The sequence below is a fragment of the Mucilaginibacter sp. NFR10 genome (genome assembly GCF_900100445.1).
In the GTDB taxonomy this organism is placed as follows: domain Bacteria; phylum Bacteroidota; class Bacteroidia; order Sphingobacteriales; family Sphingobacteriaceae; genus Mucilaginibacter; species Mucilaginibacter rubeus.
The window spans coordinates 105,830-120,349 of the sequence record NZ_FMTV01000006.1 but is presented as its reverse complement, the minus strand read 5'-3'; the positions used below and the strand labels follow the sequence as shown (position 1 = coordinate 120,349).

General features: G+C 41.2%; 20 protein-coding genes and 1 pseudogene. 8 read left to right on the top strand and 13 right to left on the bottom strand.

Features of this window, described 5'->3' with window-relative positions; translation table 11 throughout:
• Window positions 1-43 precede the first annotated feature (43 nt).
• Complete coding sequence (gene dusB / locus BLP33_RS19580) at window positions 44-1,036, bottom strand: tRNA dihydrouridine synthase DusB (RefSeq protein WP_090532290.1); 993 nt, start codon at window positions 1,034-1,036, stop codon at window positions 44-46.
• A gap of 39 nt (window positions 1,037-1,075) precedes the next feature.
• On the opposite strand from dusB, the gene BLP33_RS19575 reads away from it, so the two are divergent.
• The 4 genes and pseudogenes from BLP33_RS19575 to BLP33_RS19560 form a co-directional block, all read left to right on the top strand.
• Complete coding sequence (locus BLP33_RS19575) at window positions 1,076-2,020, top strand: CPBP family intramembrane glutamic endopeptidase (protein ID WP_090532289.1); 945 nt, start codon at window positions 1,076-1,078, stop codon at window positions 2,018-2,020.
• Window positions 2,021-2,233: a putative signal transducing protein gene (locus BLP33_RS19570; RefSeq protein WP_090532286.1), complete on the top strand. Its 213-nt coding sequence runs from the start codon at window positions 2,021-2,023 to the stop codon at window positions 2,231-2,233.
• On the top strand, window positions 2,230-3,036 hold the full coding sequence (locus tag BLP33_RS19565; RefSeq protein WP_090532284.1) for a phosphatidate cytidylyltransferase: 807 nt from the start codon (window positions 2,230-2,232) through the stop codon (window positions 3,034-3,036). Before BLP33_RS19570 ends, BLP33_RS19565 begins: the two co-directional genes overlap by 4 nt.
• Before the next feature lie 26 nt (window positions 3,037-3,062).
• A pseudogene (locus BLP33_RS19560) lies at window positions 3,063-3,716 on the top strand (phosphatidylserine decarboxylase family protein); the annotation flags it as partial.
• Window positions 3,717-4,429: 713 nt separating this feature from the next.
• Here BLP33_RS19560 and rplS read toward each other — a convergent pair.
• Window positions 4,430-4,777 carry a 50S ribosomal protein L19 gene (rplS, locus tag BLP33_RS19555; RefSeq protein ID WP_090532282.1) on the bottom strand — a complete coding sequence of 116 codons (348 nt, stop codon included), beginning with the start codon at window positions 4,775-4,777 and terminating at the stop codon, window positions 4,430-4,432.
• 248 nt (window positions 4,778-5,025) lie between these two features.
• On the opposite strand from rplS, the gene BLP33_RS19545 reads away from it, so the two are divergent.
• Window positions 5,026-5,442, top strand: a complete 417-nt coding sequence (locus BLP33_RS19545) for a hypothetical protein (RefSeq protein ID WP_090532277.1) — start codon at window positions 5,026-5,028, stop codon at window positions 5,440-5,442.
• Between the two features lie 15 nt (window positions 5,443-5,457).
• On the opposite strand, the gene BLP33_RS19540 is transcribed toward BLP33_RS19545, so the two are convergent.
• Genes BLP33_RS19540 through BLP33_RS19530 form a run of 3 tightly spaced genes read right to left on the bottom strand, consistent with a single transcriptional unit; the run spans window position 5,458 to window position 6,811 of the window.
• Window positions 5,458-5,703 carry a hypothetical protein gene (locus BLP33_RS19540; protein WP_090532274.1) on the bottom strand — a complete coding sequence of 82 codons (246 nt, stop codon included), beginning with the start codon at window positions 5,701-5,703 and terminating at the stop codon, window positions 5,458-5,460.
• A gap of 5 nt (window positions 5,704-5,708) precedes the next feature.
• A complete protein-coding gene (locus BLP33_RS19535; protein WP_139160026.1) occupies window positions 5,709-6,200 on the bottom strand; it encodes a hypothetical protein in 492 nt (163 codons plus the stop codon).
• 44 nt (window positions 6,201-6,244) lie between these two features.
• The gene (locus tag BLP33_RS19530) at window positions 6,245-6,811 is read right to left on the bottom strand and encodes an RNA polymerase sigma factor (RefSeq protein WP_090532270.1); all 567 of its coding nucleotides are present in this window, start codon (window positions 6,809-6,811) and stop codon (window positions 6,245-6,247) included.
• Window positions 6,812-6,964: 153 nt separating this feature from the next.
• Here BLP33_RS19530 and BLP33_RS19525 point away from each other — a divergent pair, with 153 nt between their 5' ends.
• A complete protein-coding gene (locus tag BLP33_RS19525) occupies window positions 6,965-8,260 on the top strand; it encodes a hypothetical protein (protein ID WP_139160025.1) in 1,296 nt (431 codons plus the stop codon).
• Here the strand turns inward: BLP33_RS19525 and trmD are convergent.
• The 8 genes from trmD to BLP33_RS19485 all read right to left on the bottom strand — a co-directional run bounded on the left by trmD (window position 8,257) and on the right by BLP33_RS19485 (window position 12,339).
• A complete protein-coding gene (trmD, locus tag BLP33_RS19520; RefSeq protein WP_090532266.1) occupies window positions 8,257-8,937 on the bottom strand; it encodes a tRNA (guanosine(37)-N1)-methyltransferase TrmD in 681 nt (226 codons plus the stop codon). The two genes, BLP33_RS19525 and trmD, sit on opposite strands and share 4 nt — an antisense overlap.
• Window positions 8,938-9,044: 107 nt before the next feature.
• Window positions 9,045-9,416, bottom strand: a complete 372-nt coding sequence (locus BLP33_RS19515; RefSeq protein ID WP_090532264.1) for a VOC family protein — start codon at window positions 9,414-9,416, stop codon at window positions 9,045-9,047.
• A gap of 52 nt (window positions 9,417-9,468) precedes the next feature.
• Window positions 9,469-9,858, bottom strand: a complete 390-nt coding sequence (locus tag BLP33_RS19510) for a VOC family protein (protein ID WP_090532262.1) — start codon at window positions 9,856-9,858, stop codon at window positions 9,469-9,471.
• A gap of 16 nt (window positions 9,859-9,874) precedes the next feature.
• On the bottom strand, window positions 9,875-10,075 hold the full coding sequence (locus BLP33_RS19505) for a helix-turn-helix transcriptional regulator (RefSeq protein ID WP_090532259.1): 201 nt from the start codon (window positions 10,073-10,075) through the stop codon (window positions 9,875-9,877).
• Window positions 10,072-10,509: a hypothetical protein gene (locus BLP33_RS19500; protein ID WP_090532257.1), complete on the bottom strand. Its 438-nt coding sequence runs from the start codon at window positions 10,507-10,509 to the stop codon at window positions 10,072-10,074. The genes BLP33_RS19505 and BLP33_RS19500 overlap by 4 nt, the downstream gene beginning before the upstream one ends.
• A 68-nt stretch (window positions 10,510-10,577) precedes the next feature.
• The gene (locus tag BLP33_RS19495) at window positions 10,578-11,012 is read right to left on the bottom strand and encodes a hypothetical protein (protein ID WP_090532254.1); all 435 of its coding nucleotides are present in this window, start codon (window positions 11,010-11,012) and stop codon (window positions 10,578-10,580) included.
• Window positions 11,013-11,166: 154 nt separating this feature from the next.
• On the bottom strand, window positions 11,167-11,694 hold the full coding sequence (rimM, locus tag BLP33_RS19490) for a ribosome maturation factor RimM (protein ID WP_090532251.1): 528 nt from the start codon (window positions 11,692-11,694) through the stop codon (window positions 11,167-11,169).
• Between the two features lie 123 nt (window positions 11,695-11,817).
• Window positions 11,818-12,339: a 30S ribosomal protein S16 gene (locus BLP33_RS19485; RefSeq protein WP_090532249.1), complete on the bottom strand. Its 522-nt coding sequence runs from the start codon at window positions 12,337-12,339 to the stop codon at window positions 11,818-11,820.
• Window positions 12,340-12,570: 231 nt separating this feature from the next.
• On the opposite strand from BLP33_RS19485, the gene BLP33_RS19480 reads away from it, so the two are divergent.
• Together BLP33_RS19480 and BLP33_RS19475 are read left to right on the top strand one after the other, a co-directional pair.
• Window positions 12,571-13,107: a 5' nucleotidase, NT5C type gene (locus tag BLP33_RS19480; protein WP_090532244.1), complete on the top strand. Its 537-nt coding sequence runs from the start codon at window positions 12,571-12,573 to the stop codon at window positions 13,105-13,107.
• A gap of 54 nt (window positions 13,108-13,161) precedes the next feature.
• Entirely contained in the window at window positions 13,162-14,514 is a 1,353-nt protein-coding gene (locus BLP33_RS19475) for a PAS domain S-box protein (RefSeq protein ID WP_139160024.1), read from the top strand.
• Window positions 14,515-14,520 lie beyond the last annotated feature (6 nt).

The window sequence follows — 14,520 nt, the reverse complement described above, 5'->3', positions numbered from 1 at the left end:
GACAAGTATCGTTTATTTCAAATATATGGAAAGGGAGCAAATATTAAGCCATTTCGATGGCATATTTTTCTTCGATCTCGGCCAAAATCTGGTCAACTGCTTCAAGATCAGGGGCGGTAACAAAACGCATCCTGAACTCTTTGAAATGATCTATCCCTTTAAAGTAGTTAGAGTAATGCCTGCGCATCTCGAAAATGCCCGTTTTAGGGCCTTTCCACTCTATTGATTTGTATAAATGGGCCCGGCAGGCTGCAACGCGCTCGGCAATTGTTGGCTTATCCAGGTATTCGCCGGTTTTAAAATAATGCTTTACTTCACGAAAAATCCATGGATAACCAATCGCCGCACGACCGATCATCATGCCGTCAACCTCATATTCCATGCGCCAAGCGGCTGCTTTTTCGGGCGAATCGATGTCGCCATTGCCGAAAATGGGGATTTTTATCCGCGGATTTTTTTTGATATCCCTGATCAACGACCAATCGGCTTCGCCTTTATACATCTGCGAGCGGGTACGGCCGTGTATAGTAAGTGCCTTGATCCCCACATCCTGCAGGCGTTCGGCAACTTCGTAAACATTTTTAGTGTTATCGTCCCAGCCCAGGCGGGTTTTTACGGTTACCGGTAAATGTGTGGCCTCAACAACCGCTTTGGTCATGGCTACCATTTTATCAATATTCTGTAAAAGGCTTGCGCCGGCACCGCGGCAGGCCACCTGTTTTACCGGGCAGCCATAGTTAATATCCATTAAATCGGGATTGGCCAGCGTAGCTATTTCGGTAGCTTCGCGCATATGGTCAATATCACTCCCGAAGATCTGGATGCCGATAGGCCTTTCGTATTCAAAAATATCCAGCTTTTGCCTGCTTTTTGCCGCATCGCGGATAAGGCCTTCGCTTGAAATAAACTCTGTATACATCATATCCGCGCCGTTTTGCTTACACACATAGCGGAAGGGCGGATCACTCACATCCTCCATCGGCGCCAGCAGCAGCGGGAACTCCCCTAAATCAATATTTCCTATTTGTACAGACATCCTTATCTTTAGCCTGCAAAAATACGAATTTTACATCGAATGATAAAAGCCTCATATCAAAGCCCTCAGCCACAGGGAAGTCAAATAACGCCGTTTTTACAATTTATAATACTGATTGCGCTAACTATAGGGATGCTGATTGTGTGCGGTTTAATAGCTGCCGGGATTATCGGGGTAATATTCGGATCACAAACACTTACGGATACATTTACTTTTAATACCCGAAATCCGCATGTTGGTGCCGCTTTATGGACGTTGCAAATCATCAGTACTACGTTGCCCTTATATCTTGCCCCTGTAATTTTTGCGCGCTTTATAGTAAGGGAACCTGTAGATTATTTGAAGATTACCCCCAAATTTCCACCGGTGCTGTTATTGCTGATCCTCTCTATCATGATCTGTTCATCCCCGGTTATGGAGGTATTAGTAAATGTTAACCAGAAACTGGTTTTGCCGGCCCCATTAAAAAGTTTGGAAGATGCGTTGCGCGCAATGGAGGCCCAGGCCCAAAAAGCCACCGAAGCCATGCTTCAAATGAAGACCATATCCGACATGCTTTTTGCGGTTTTAGTAGTTGGGTTGTTAACTGCCATTGCCGAAGAGTTTTTATTCAGGGGGTGTTTGCAAACCATCATGATCCGGTGGACAGGAAATCCGCATGCAGCTATCTGGATCACGGCTATCCTTTTCAGTGCTTTTCATATGGAGTTTTTTACCTTTTTACCGCGTGTGGCGCTGGGCGTGTTTTTTGGCTATTTTGTAATGTGGAGCGGCAGTATCTGGACAAGTGTTTGGGCGCATTTTTTAAATAATGCCACCCAGGTTGTGATCCTGTATCTGTATTCGCAAAAGCGCATTACGCTTGATCCTAACGATCAGCACGTTTTTAATTACCAGAGCTATGCATTAAGCCTGATAATTATTTTAATTTTGCTTTTTATGTACAGAAATACTGCTAAAGGAAAAAGCCCGCTGTTGAGTTAAATGGAAAAAAACTGGGTCAAAATTTTTACTTCAACTAATTTTTACCAATCAGAAATTGTTAAGCAAATGCTTACCGGGAATCATATTGATACCGTTTTGCTGAATAAACAGGATTCATCGCACCGGAGCTTTGGCGAAATAGAAGTTTACATTCACCAGGAGGATTTTAGTAAGGCTATTGAGATCATGATCCTCAATCAAATTAATATATGAAACAACGCGCCATCACTGGCTTATTTTTTATTATCGTAATGATTGGGTCTAATTTATTAGGCCCTTATGTATTTAGTGTTTTTTACCTGCTATTGAGCCTGTTTTGCTTGCTGGAGTTTTACAAACTGGTTAAACAGGGCGGTATGCAGCCCGAGCGTTTTACCGGGGCACTTGCCGGCGTAATCATGTTCTTCTTTTTTGCGGCTAACTGCTATTTCCCGGCATATAAATACATTATACTGCTACCCATACTGCTTAGCTTTATTCCGATAGGCGAGTTATATAAAAAATCTACCGCGCCATTCACTAATATTGGCTTCACTTATTTGGGTTTGCTGATGGCTGTTGTGCCGTTCATGTTTTTCCATGCCATGGCTTTTACGCGGGGAGATGGTGTTTTTAACTTTCACGTGCCGCTTGGCTTTTTAATTATGCTGTGGAGCAATGATACCGGGGCTTACCTGGTGGGCAGCAAATTTGGCCGTAACAAGTTGTTTGAAAGACATTCGCCTAAAAAATCATGGGAAGGCTTTATCGGGGGCATCCTGATCTGCGCTTTGGCGGCATATATTTTGAGCCGTTTTTATACAGAATACAATTGTTTCGACTGGATCATTATGTCGCTTATCATCTCAAACTTTGGTACCATGGGTGATCTGGTTGAATCCATGTTCAAGCGCAGCCTTAACGTAAAAGATTCGGGGGGCATATTACCAGGCCATGGCGGCCTGCTCGACAGGTTTGACGGCTTGCTGATGGCCGCGCCAATTGTATATGCATACCTGTACTTAATTTCAAATTAGTAGTTTTGTATTAAACACAATAAATAATGACCATACATAAAGAAGGCTATACCTCACTCGCTATTACTATCCTGTTCATTTTTGTTTTAAATGCGCTCATCCAGTTTTACATGCCAACTGCGCATACGCTGAAATGGATAGTTTATATTTTTTCGGGTGCTTTATTTTTGATCATCCTGCAGTTTTTCCGCAGTCCATTCTTTGATATTGAAACCGCCGAAAATACTATCCTTTGCCCTGCCGATGGCAAGGTTGTAGTGATTGAAGAAACTGAAGAAACCGAATTTTTAAAAGATAAACGTATTCAATTATCGGTTTTCATGTCGCCGGTTAATGTGCACGTGAACCGTAACCCTATTGCAGGTGTGGTAAGTTATTTTAAATACCATAAAGGTAAATACCTGGTGGCCTGGCATCCTAAATCATCAACCGAGAACGAACGTACAACTATAGCTATTGAAAACAGCAAAGGTGTAACTGTATTGTTCAGACAGATAGCCGGTGCACTGGCCCGCCGCATAGTTTGGTATGTTAAACAAGGGGATATTGTTGAGCAGGGCCAACAGTTCGGTTTTATTAAGTTTGGCTCGAGAGTGGATGTTTTCCTGCCGCTGGGTACTAAGATCCTGGTAAATATTGGCGATGTAGTAAAAGGCGGTCGTACGGTTTTGGCTGAGCTGGTTGATCCGGAGCCGGTAAAAGAAGCTGCAAAGCCTGATGCAATTGTTGTTCCTGAGCCGCCTGCAGCTCCAGTTGAGCCAGCCGTTTTGGTAGAGGAAACACCTACTATGAACAGTATTACTCCTGCTCCGTCACTGGTGGTTGATCATCCTGAGACAGCTGAAAATCCGGCAGTGGAAGAAAGCGCCGCAGAGAAACCTGTTAAGAAAAAAACAGCATCAAAAGCTAAAAAAGATGATAGTGGTGATGCGGCAAAGGAAGCGGATAGCGAATAATTAGCGTACGTTTTATATAAAGAAAGGCAGATGGGGAACTCATCTGCTTTTTTTGTGCTTTTTCGAAAAGCTATTTAAATGCGTCATTGCGAGGTAAGAAGCAATCCTCTATTAGTATAGCGGCTATGCAAATTCGCTCTGTAAAGTTGGGGATTGCTTCGCAATGACGTGGTTTTTATGGCTGTTGCACTGTCGCAGGTTTAGTGGCGGCGTAATCTGTGATTCGATATCGTTGAAACTGAAAGCTTAAGCCATGGTTCACCACGGGTTACAAACCCGCGTTAGTTTACTTTGATAGCTTGCCTTTGCCTTCGTATTTGAAAATCAACAGATTAAGAGGACCGTTTTTCAAAAACCATCACATGGCAAAAGGCCTTACCGAAATTATTTCAGAAAGGCCTTTTAATCTTTTATATACCGCTAAGCGGTTGGGTAAATTAAACGCGTTTTGATTTGATACGAGCTGCTTTACCAGTAAGGGCACGCAGGTAGTATAGTTTAGAACGACGAACTTTACCAACGCTGTTAACTTCGATCTTGTCGATGTTTGGAGAGTTAACAGGGAAGATACGCTCAACGCCAATGCCATTTGATACTTTACGCACAGTAAAAGTTTCGCTTACACCAACGCTGTTACGCTGAATAACAACACCTTGGTAAACCTGAACGCGTTCTTTATTTCCTTCTCTGATTTTATAGTGAACACTTACAGTATCACCAGCTTTGAAGGATGGAAGCTGCTTTTTTTCTACTGATTGCTCTTCAACAAATTTTACTAAATCCATGATTTTAAGCTCTTAATGCGATTTTTAGCCCGTAAAAATCGGATTGCAAGTATAGGGATTATTTTCAATAAAAGAAAGCCAAATTTAAAAATTTCCACATTTAGTTTTTTTATTAACAACGCGTTGTGGTTTTTTCCGGTATTAACTGAATTTTTAATCCAGTATTTCAAATATTGAAAGTTATAAAGCGCAGATATAGTCAAAATATTTACTTAAAGTTTTTACCTTGACTATTTATCAGACTTCTCATGCGCCAATCAATTCATCCAGTTTCCCAAGCCACAATAATTGCTAAATGGTTGTTTTTTATTAACCTCGTTCCTGCCCTTTTAGCCGGCGTTGTTACAATTCTTACATTTACCAACCTTGTTTTAAGCCGTTTTAAAAGTATTTACGATTGGGTTCTTATCGCTTTGTTATTGCTTGGACTGATGGCTCAATATATTTACTATCAGCAGATGACGAATACTGATCATGTCATTAACCCGTCGGGGTGGAAATACTCGATAATTATCAACATATTTTTTATAATAGGACATTTGGCAAACTTTATTAGAAATCCTTCATTGGTAATACTGATGGTTGTTTACCCTGCCATTTTTCTTGCTATTAGCATCAAGGGATTAAAATTGATAAGACATTCCGAGGCTTCATCCATTTCGTAATGCTCAGATAGGTTTTTATTTTTTGATGGCTTCCGGCACCGGCTTCTTCTCCGTGAAATAAGCAATTAGTGTATATACCAGTCCAATCAAAAGCAGGTTAAATACAAAATTAATGAGCGTATCACTCACCGAATGCGAGCGTTTATCGATATCAATAAACGTAAAAACAGCATAAGCAAGTGCAATGATCAATATGATCCAGCCAATGATGGATACAGGCAGGTAGACGATCCCTTTGCGGGTAAACCAGTTTAATTTCATGATGATTAGTTTTTGATGGAGATGTTTTCTGTCATGGCGAAATTGATGAACGCGAACACGATGGCAAGGCTGATGAGGATCAATACAATGTTCCACAGTTTTAACCTGATACTGATATTGAGCTCTTTTATTTTGCGCCTGTCGGGATCTATTGGCCGAACCTGTACATGAATAATGGAAAGCAGGTTGATAACTATGCAAACAACAGGCAGGATGAATAATACCAACGGGCCGATATAATCGATATAGGGCACCTGTTCCAGCTGTACCATCACGCTGAACATGGAACTAAACCAGTTTGCATTAATGTGGAAGTGATAATACATGAATACGCACAGCAAAAAGTAGCAGGGCACTATCACCAGCCATAATCCCAGGGCTGCCGAACGCCCGGCGTTCATGATGGCCATTTTCACCATGTCCTGGTGTTGGGATGGGTTTACATCGGGTACTTTTAAATTTTCCATTCGCTTTAAAAATTCTTCTTGATCTTTCATGTTAATTACCCTTATAATGCATTAATTGGTTTTGGTTGCAGTGCTTAAAGCATGTTTCTTAATTTCTCCAGCCCGCGCGAAAGCAACGATTTTACCGTGCCTTCATTTTTATCCAGGATCTCGCTGATCTCGGTATTTGTTTTCTGTTCAAAATATCTTAAGGAAATAACTTCCTGGTATTTAATATCAAGCTTAAGCAGGTTTTGACGGATCTGGTTGTAATCATTGTAAGCTTTCAGTTCCTGCTCCATCATCTCGCGCTCGTTGCCGGCATGGTCATGCAGCAGCTTTTCCATCTGCGGGTTTTCCAGCAGTTGCTGTAACGATTCCGGTTTGTATTTACTGCTGCGGTAATACTGATTAAGCTCATTGGTGGCAATGCGGTAAAGCCATGACGACAGGCCTATCCCCCTCCATTTAAATGAACCTATCTTCAAAAAAGCTTTTAGGAAAGTTTCGGCTGCGATATCCCTTGCCAGGTCATAATCCCCACAGCGACGCATAATGTAGCCGAATACCGGTTTATACCAACGGTCGAACACCTGCCCGAAAGCAGTCGGGCTGGTTCGGCATTGTTCAATAAGCTGGGCTTCGGTGTGGTTAGGGTTCATAGCTGCAACGCCATTATAATGCAGTGAGCATTATTTGGTTGCAATCTAATTTAAGGAAAAACACAGTGTTAATATAACCGCTATGTTTTAACAAAGCGTTGAATTTTGAATAATTATATCCGGAGATAGGCTATAAATTGGTATCATTGATACATGCCATATCATATGCGTTTTAATGTAAAGCAAAACCCCTATTTCCTGTTTTCACCGTTCCTTGTTTATTACGTTTATCGTGTATTGAAATTTAAATATCCTGTGTTGTATGGCGATGAGCCCAGGTACGTAGGTTTTGCATCTAACTTAATTCATGGTTTTTATTCGCCCCCCGCGCCTGATATCAATTTATGGAGTGGCCCGGGTTATCCTGTTGTACTTATGCCTTGTGCCGCGTTGCATTTGCCGGTTATTTGGTATCCCTTATTAAACGCGCTTTTCTTTTATCTGTCGGTAGTGTTTTTTTATCAGGCCCTGCGGTATATGGTCAAGGAAAAACTGGCGATGCTATTTGCCGTTATATGGGCATTTTATATTAATCTTTACCAGTTTTTACCCGCTATTTATACTGAAGTTTTTACTTCATTTTTAATAGTAAGTATTGTATACAGCGTCACCTTGTATTTTGTGAAGCATAAAACAATATACCTTGTACTTTCAGGTTTTCTGATTGGTTTCCTGGCCTTAACCAAAATCATTTTCGGTTATGTAATATTGCTTTGTTTGATTATCTGTTTGCTGTTAAGTATCATAAAGGCGATAAGAATATCTTGTATTAATGCGGTATATATCTTCGCTATAGCCTTGCTTACTACAGTGCCCTATCTTTCCTATACCCAACACCTTACCGGAAAGATTTTTTACTGGGGAAATTCCGGAGGGATGAGTTTGTACTGGATGAGTTCGCCTTATGATTTGGAATATGGCGACTGGAAGGCTCCCTATCTGTCTAACTCCATACTCCCGATGCCGTTTAAATCAACCGAAGGCGATTCGCTGCTGCAAGCAAATCATGCCAAAGAAATATCTTTTATCATGGCGCATCAAGGTGTTGAGCAGGATGAGCTTTTTAAAAAAGCGGCAATCAGGAATATTAAATCCGCACCTAAAAAATTTGTAAAAAATTACTTCTACAACATCTCGCGAATGCTTTTTGATTTTCCTTATTCATATACCTACCAGGTTACTCAAACAATAAGCAACATTATTACAGGATCCTTGCTTTTGTGGGCTTCCGTTATTTGTTTAGTCATAAGTGTAATTAACCGAAAGCAGATCATCTATCCGGTTAAACTAACAATGCTGCTTTTTACGGTTTACTTTTTGCTTAGCGGCTTTGCAAGTGCTTACGTGAGGCAATTGGATGTTGTGGTGCCGATACTGCTTTTTTGGATAGCCTGTACTATTGATAAACTTCCAAAAATGAGCCTTAAGTTTAAAGAAACGGCTGTTTAATCTTTATCCAAAAGATCCGGCCGTCGTGCTTTCGTACGCTCTAATGCCTGCTCGTGGCGCCATTTTTCTATTTCGGGTGTGTTGCCTCCTAAAAGTATTTCGGGGACCTTGTGGCCGTTCCAGTCGGCCGGACGGGTATAAACAGGGGCATCCAGCAGGTCATCCTGGAATGAATCAGATAATGCGGATGTTTCATCACTCAACACGCCGGGGATTAGCCTTACTACGGCATCAACCAGTACGGCGGCGGGCAGTTCGCCGCCCGAAAGTACATAATCGCCTATCGAGATCTCACGGGTAACGTAAATGTCGCGGATGCGTTGATCGATACCTTTGTAATGACCGCAAAGGATAATGATATTTTTTTTGATGGAAAGCTGGTTAGCGATAGCCTGATTGAGGGTTTCGCCATCGGGCGACATGAAGATGATCTCGTCATAATCACGCTCTGATTTTAGCTTTTCGATGCATGCCGCAAAAGGTGGAATGGTCATCACCATACCGCTGCCTCCACCGTAAGGATAATCATCCACGCTTTTTTGCTTATTGGTGGCATAATCCCTCAGGTTATGAACAACAATTTCAGAAATCCCCTTTTTCTGTGCACGCTGTAAAATAGAATGTGCAAAAGGGCTTTCAAGCAAACTGGGCAATACAGAGATGATATCGAAACGCATATTTTCTTCAGACTCAGGATAAAAGAATCAGGATGCAAGATTACTGAAAAATGTCCTCTCTCCGAAATTGTCTTGATTCCTGAGTCTTGCAGTCTTGCTTCTATGAGTTATCCTCTATGCTGATAAATTCCCCATAAATTACCCGCCGGATCAGTAAAATGTGCGGTAATTTCCGGAAAATCCTTACCAATGGGTTGAACAATGATACCCCCATTGGCCTCTATCAGTTTAAGTGTTGCTTCTGCATCATCAACCATAATGGAGATCAATAACCCAGCTTTGCCCATCGGTTCGCGGCCAGTTACCCACATGCCGCTTACTTCGCCTACGCCGTCATCAAACGAGGCGGAGCCGTGATTATCCGTACGGATATGCCAGCCGAAAACAGTTGCAAAAAATTTTGACGATATCTTGATATCGATGGCTGGGATTTCGATATAGCATATTTTGCCGTTGCCGCAGGTGGGTTGCTTTGCCATAATGGTGCTTTTTATCTTGTCTCTTGATTCTTGTTGCTTGCTTCTATATCAACTATATCACCTTCTCAATCATCCACCGATGCCCGAAAGGGTCAATAAAGTCACCCTGGCGGTAACCATAGTCCCAATCTGTTACTTCCGAAGCTATTGTTGCGCCTGCCTGCCTCGCAGCTTCCATCACAGCATGCACATCATCAACAAAAAGACCGATGGTTACAGTGGTAGCCTTTGTAGTATCGGGGCAAAGCACAGCCGTTCGTTCGGTTTCTTCATGCAGGTGAAAAATAGTTCCGTCTATCGAAAGCTCCGATACATGGATGCTGCCATCATCATTGCTAAAACGCCTGAGTTCTACCGCGCCCAAAGCTTTAATGTAAAAGCTGATATCGGTTACACCATGCGGAATGGCTAACTGCGGTGCGAAGCTTGGTTTTGTTGCCATGGTTATATTGGTTTAATTAATCCTCTTCGTCTAACGAAAAAATATCTTCAACAGGTTTGCCAAATACACGGGCTATTTTTAAAGCCAGCACGGTAGATGGCACGTACCTGTTGCTTTCGATGGTATTGATGGTTTGCCGCGACACCCCGATAAGCTCTGCAAGCTCGGCCTGGGTTATGTTTTTGATGGCGCGCTCAACCCTAATGTTATTTTTCATGCCTGCCCCTCTTCCTTATTGATGAGGCGGTTGTTCTGAAAAATTTTCCACCTGAAACGCACAATGAAAAACACAAGCGGTACCAATAAATTTAAAAACAAAATATGTTCGGTGTCTTTACTTAATATTAAACTCACAACCAAAAGTATATAATTTACATAAATGGCCCATTGCAATGAGTCGAGCCGGAGTTTAAAGATCTGTTCGTCTTCAATGCGTTCTTTTGCGAAAGCGATAAAGAATAAACCTATGGCCATGAGCAGTGTGGTAGTCATGAAAAAGATATGATGGCTGTTAAACAGGTCGTCGCTTACAGGTTCTTCATGCATGCTAAAGCCCATCTCTTTTTTAAACATTACGATGGGGATATGGATCAGGAAAAGTGCAAGTCCCAAATATCTAAACCAGTGCGGAAATAAGAAGTGTGATTTCATGATTGTAAAGTTTGCTCGAAACACAGGATGGCTGTATTCTGAATTTTTCTTATTGAATCAAGTATAGTTTAATTTGATTCTTTTGCGAGGCTTCTATTTAATAAAAAAACCTTCCATCTAAACCGGATGATAAAGAATATCAAAGGAGTAATGACATTGTAGGCTACAATTTCGAGAAATTTAAAGCCATGTATCAAAACGACTAAGATCAGAAAAAGGCAATAGTTTACATATATCGCCCATTGTAATGAGTCCAATCGCAGCTGTGAAATATGCTCATCTTCATCTTTTTCTTTGGAGAAAGCTATAAGCAATAATCCGATGATAACGATGATAATATTAAAGTCGTTTGTGATATTCATCCAGATATTGGGAGTATCTCCTGTTTGGGCGAAGCCCTGGGGATAAATAAATTTTAAAGCAACGGCTTTTAATATATCTATGACAAAACACAAGTAACCGATTAGCCGACAATAATGCGGAAATAAAAAGCGTGATTTCATAATTGTAAAGTTTGGCTTACCAAAAGTAAAATAAACTTTACAAATGTCAAATATTTTTGACAAGTATTTTTTAAAATTCCGTTAAAAAAAAATGCCCGTGAGACGGGCATGAGGGAATCTTATTTCTTTAATCTAAAAGCCTTTACTCTCAAACTTAACCGTCCAGGTAAATATCCAGCAACCCTTCGGGCAGGTCAATGTAAATCTCACCGCCTTCAACATCAATACCTTTAATGATCTCTAAGTTAAGCGGGAAAAGTACTTCCTTATTTTTGTATTGAACTGTGGCTATCAATTGCTGGGGATATTCCTGCACCGATAATATTTCGCCCAGTTCACCGTGGGTTTCATCTATAGCAATAAAGCCTTCCACGTCATTCAGGGTAAATTCGCTCTTTTTCTTTTTAGGTTTTAGCTTACCTGGCAGGTAGATATCCCGCTTTACCAGGGTTGATGCTTTTTCAATGGTATCAACATCTTCCAGGTTTAAGTAGGCGTTGTTTTTTTGCAGGTACTTTATTGATGATACAAAATAAGGGATCATTTTACCCGCAATGTCAATAAACACCGCGTTAAATTTAATGGCTTCAATGCCATCAAAATCAACGTAGATCTGTAGCTCGCCCTTTAAGCCTTTGGTTTTTAGGACGCTGCCTATCCTGAAATGCTCTTCGGTTTTCATTTAAAAATATAATTAAACAATAATGGCGAAGCTGTTTGCCTCGCCATTATTCGGATTTAAGAAATCAAACGTATAGATTCAAGATAAATTACTTTTCCTGCGTTCTGTACGCTTTTTTCAAAATTATTCTGCGCTTTCAGTTTCTTCAGTTGCTGCATCTTCTGCAGGAGCTTCTTCTTCGGCAACAGGAGCGTTTTTAGCAGCAATAGCAGCAGCTTTTTCTTCGCTCTTTTTAGCTTCAGCAGCTAAAGCAGCTTTGCGGGCTTCGTCTTTAGCAACATTAAGGCTGGTTTTTTTACCGGTGATTTTGCTGTCTTTCTGGTCAAGCCACTCAGCAAATTTGGTTTCAAGTTGCTCTTCGGTTAAAGCGCCTTTTTTAACACCGCCTTGTAAGTGTTTTTTGTACAGCACACCTTTGTATGAAAGGATAGCACGACAAGTATCGGTAGGCTGGGCACCGTTGTTAACCCAATCCAAAGTTTTGTCGAAATTGATGTCAATAGTTGCGGGGTTGGTGTTTGGGTTGTATGAACCTAAACGCTCAATGAAGCGTCCATCACGTGGAGCGCGTGAGTCTGCTACTACGATATAATAAAAAGGTTTGCCTTTTTTACCGTGTCTTTGTAGTCTGATCTTAGTTGCCATTGTAAATTTTTATGTATTCAACATTATCCCCGGAGTTCTTTCTGCGGGGATGCAAAGGTATTAATTTTTATCATAATTAAAAATGGTTGATAATTAATTATTTATGGTTGAAGTGAATGGCTGATTGGGTTGACTGGTGAATGGTTGTTTTTGTAGGACATAGTTTGGTTTATTTAGCTGTTTTTTAAACTTAACATTGCAATAATTTAAAAAAATCGGAACTTACCCGCCATGAGCATTAACAGAAAAATACGGATAGCTATTGATATGGATGAAGTTATTGCCGATACCATTGGCAAATTCATCAGCATGTATAAAGAAAGGCATGGCGAAGAAATAAGCCTGGGCAATATGGAAGGTAAGGAGTTTAGGGAAATCCTGCCACCGCACTTAAGCGAAACCTTGCGGGTTTATATTAATGAACGGGGCTTTTTCAGGGATATCCCGGTAATGCCGGATGCGCAGGAAGTAGTGAAGGCCCTGCACGAAAAGTACGATGTGTACATAGCATCGGCCGCTATGGAGTTCAAGTACTCGCTGGAGGATAAGCAGGAATGGCTGGAAGAACATTTTCCATTTATTTCGTGGACAAACATTATTTTTTGCGGGCACAAGATTTTGGACGCGGATATCATGATAGATGACCGGATCAAAAACTTCACCACGTTTAATGGCCGGAAGATCCTGTATACCTCACCGCATAACATGCTGCTTACCGACTATGAGCGGGTAAATACCTGGAAGGAAGTCGCAGCGAAATTATTGTAGTTGTTTGTTTATCATGTAAATAGCCATATCTTTAAGTATTCACAGCTTGTTTATATGTTTAACCCAAACCCGGCTGCAACCGGAAATTGTACAATTGTTTTTGATATCGATGAACAGAAATACCTGTTTGTAAGTGAAAGCTTTTACAGCCTTTTTGAAGTAGGCGCTGATCACCTTCGTCAAAATGTTGATTTTTTGATTGGATTGGTAAAGCCCGAAACGTTTGCCGGTGTAAAGCAGCTTACTGAAGGACTTGCTATGAACGAGTCGATCCAAATAACTTATCACCTGGAGGCCAGCCAAAAGCAGCTAACCGAAAAACGGACATTTGCTACTGATGGGCTCACCGGTCATAAAATCATATTAAGTAACATCACCTCTGCCCTGGAAGGTGTGCGTACCCCGATCCCTTTTATCAAACCCGGGCTGAGCGAGCAGTTCCTCAATTCGCTTATTGATTCGCAAACAAATTTCCTGGTACGGATAGATATTAATGGCAGATTTAGCTTTGCTAACCGCAGGTTTTTTAAAACCTTCGGTTATGATGAGGCTGACATAATAGGTCATCACTTTTCAAAAACAACCATTCCGGAAGATGCGCAGCTGTGCCAGGAGGCTTTTGTGGAATGTATTAATAATCCCGGCAAGATCGTCAGGCTCGCTCACAAAAAGCCTGCTAAAAATGGGAACCTGCATGATACCGAATGGGAGTTTGTATCCATCGCCGACGATAACGGAATGGTAGTTGAAATACAGGGCATAGGCAGGGACATTACATCTCAAATGCAAATGCGGGAAGAGGCTTTGCATATGAAAGACAGCCTTGAAGCATTGATCAATAATACCCGTGACCATATCTGGTCGGTTGATAAGGAGTTGCGTTATTTGTACATGAACCAGGCCTATGTTGAGCAGGTGACTCATTTAACGGGCCAAAAACCTTTTAAAGGTGAATACTCCTATAAACATCAGGGCTTTGGCAAGCAATTAATTGACGATTGGACTGTTTACTATAACCGTGCTTTAAGCGGAGAAAGGTATGATATTATCAGTGAAAGCATCGATCCGGTAAATGGACAGCGTTTGTATTATGAAGTTAATTTTAATCCTATTTACACCGCTGCAGGCGACATAATAGGTGCAGGTTGTTTTGGTCATGATATTACCGAAAGGCTCAAAATACAGAAAGAACTCGTGAGCCAGAACGATCGTTTAAGAAATGTTGCTTCTTTAAGCTCGCACGAGCTGCGCCGGCCTGTGGCAAGTATGCTTGGGCTTATCAGCTTAATGGACCATGAAGATTTTTTTAACCCCGAAAACAAGGAGATCATAGCGCACCTGTTTACTGTGAGTGCTGAAATTGATACCGCGATAAGGCTTGTTGTTGACAGTACTATTGCCAAATAAAATAGC

Excerpts from the sequence above, each read along its gene's own strand:
- BLP33_RS19515 (WP_090532264.1), bottom strand. The coding sequence starts at position 9,416 with ATGGCAAAGCAACCCACCTGCGGCAACGGCAAAATATGCTATATCGAA.
- BLP33_RS19475 (WP_139160024.1), top strand. The coding sequence starts at position 13,162 with ATGTTTAACCCAAACCCGGCTGCAACCGGAAATTGTACAATTGTTTTT.
- BLP33_RS19570 (WP_090532286.1), top strand. The coding sequence starts at position 2,021 with ATGGAAAAAAACTGGGTCAAAATTTTTACTTCAACTAATTTTTACCAA.
- trmD (WP_090532266.1), bottom strand. The coding sequence starts at position 8,937 with ATGCGTTTCGATATCATCTCTGTATTGCCCAGTTTGCTTGAAAGCCCT.
- BLP33_RS19535 (WP_139160026.1), bottom strand. The coding sequence starts at position 6,200 with ATGAAAGATCAAGAAGAATTTTTAAAGCGAATGGAAAATTTAAAAGTA.
- BLP33_RS19505 (WP_090532259.1), bottom strand. The coding sequence starts at position 10,075 with ATGAAAAATAACATTAGGGTTGAGCGCGCCATCAAAAACATAACCCAG.
- BLP33_RS19545 (WP_090532277.1), top strand. The coding sequence starts at position 5,026 with ATGCGCCAATCAATTCATCCAGTTTCCCAAGCCACAATAATTGCTAAA.
- BLP33_RS19510 (WP_090532262.1), bottom strand. The coding sequence starts at position 9,858 with ATGGCAACAAAACCAAGCTTCGCACCGCAGTTAGCCATTCCGCATGGT.
- rplS (WP_090532282.1), bottom strand. The coding sequence starts at position 4,777 with ATGGATTTAGTAAAATTTGTTGAAGAGCAATCAGTAGAAAAAAAGCAG.
- BLP33_RS19565 (WP_090532284.1), top strand. The coding sequence starts at position 2,230 with ATGAAACAACGCGCCATCACTGGCTTATTTTTTATTATCGTAATGATT.
- BLP33_RS19485 (WP_090532249.1), bottom strand. The coding sequence starts at position 12,339 with ATGGCAACTAAGATCAGACTACAAAGACACGGTAAAAAAGGCAAACCT.
- BLP33_RS19480 (WP_090532244.1), top strand. The coding sequence starts at position 12,571 with ATGAGCATTAACAGAAAAATACGGATAGCTATTGATATGGATGAAGTT.
- BLP33_RS19500 (WP_090532257.1), bottom strand. The coding sequence starts at position 10,509 with ATGAAATCACACTTCTTATTTCCGCACTGGTTTAGATATTTGGGACTT.
- BLP33_RS19530 (WP_090532270.1), bottom strand. The coding sequence starts at position 6,811 with ATGAACCCTAACCACACCGAAGCCCAGCTTATTGAACAATGCCGAACC.
- BLP33_RS19540 (WP_090532274.1), bottom strand. The coding sequence starts at position 5,703 with ATGAAATTAAACTGGTTTACCCGCAAAGGGATCGTCTACCTGCCTGTA.
- BLP33_RS19525 (WP_139160025.1), top strand. The coding sequence starts at position 6,965 with ATGCCATATCATATGCGTTTTAATGTAAAGCAAAACCCCTATTTCCTG.
- BLP33_RS19575 (WP_090532289.1), top strand. The coding sequence starts at position 1,076 with ATGATAAAAGCCTCATATCAAAGCCCTCAGCCACAGGGAAGTCAAATA.
- rimM (WP_090532251.1), bottom strand. The coding sequence starts at position 11,694 with ATGAAAACCGAAGAGCATTTCAGGATAGGCAGCGTCCTAAAAACCAAA.
- dusB (WP_090532290.1), bottom strand. The coding sequence starts at position 1,036 with ATGTCTGTACAAATAGGAAATATTGATTTAGGGGAGTTCCCGCTGCTG.
- BLP33_RS19495 (WP_090532254.1), bottom strand. The coding sequence starts at position 11,012 with ATGAAATCACGCTTTTTATTTCCGCATTATTGTCGGCTAATCGGTTAC.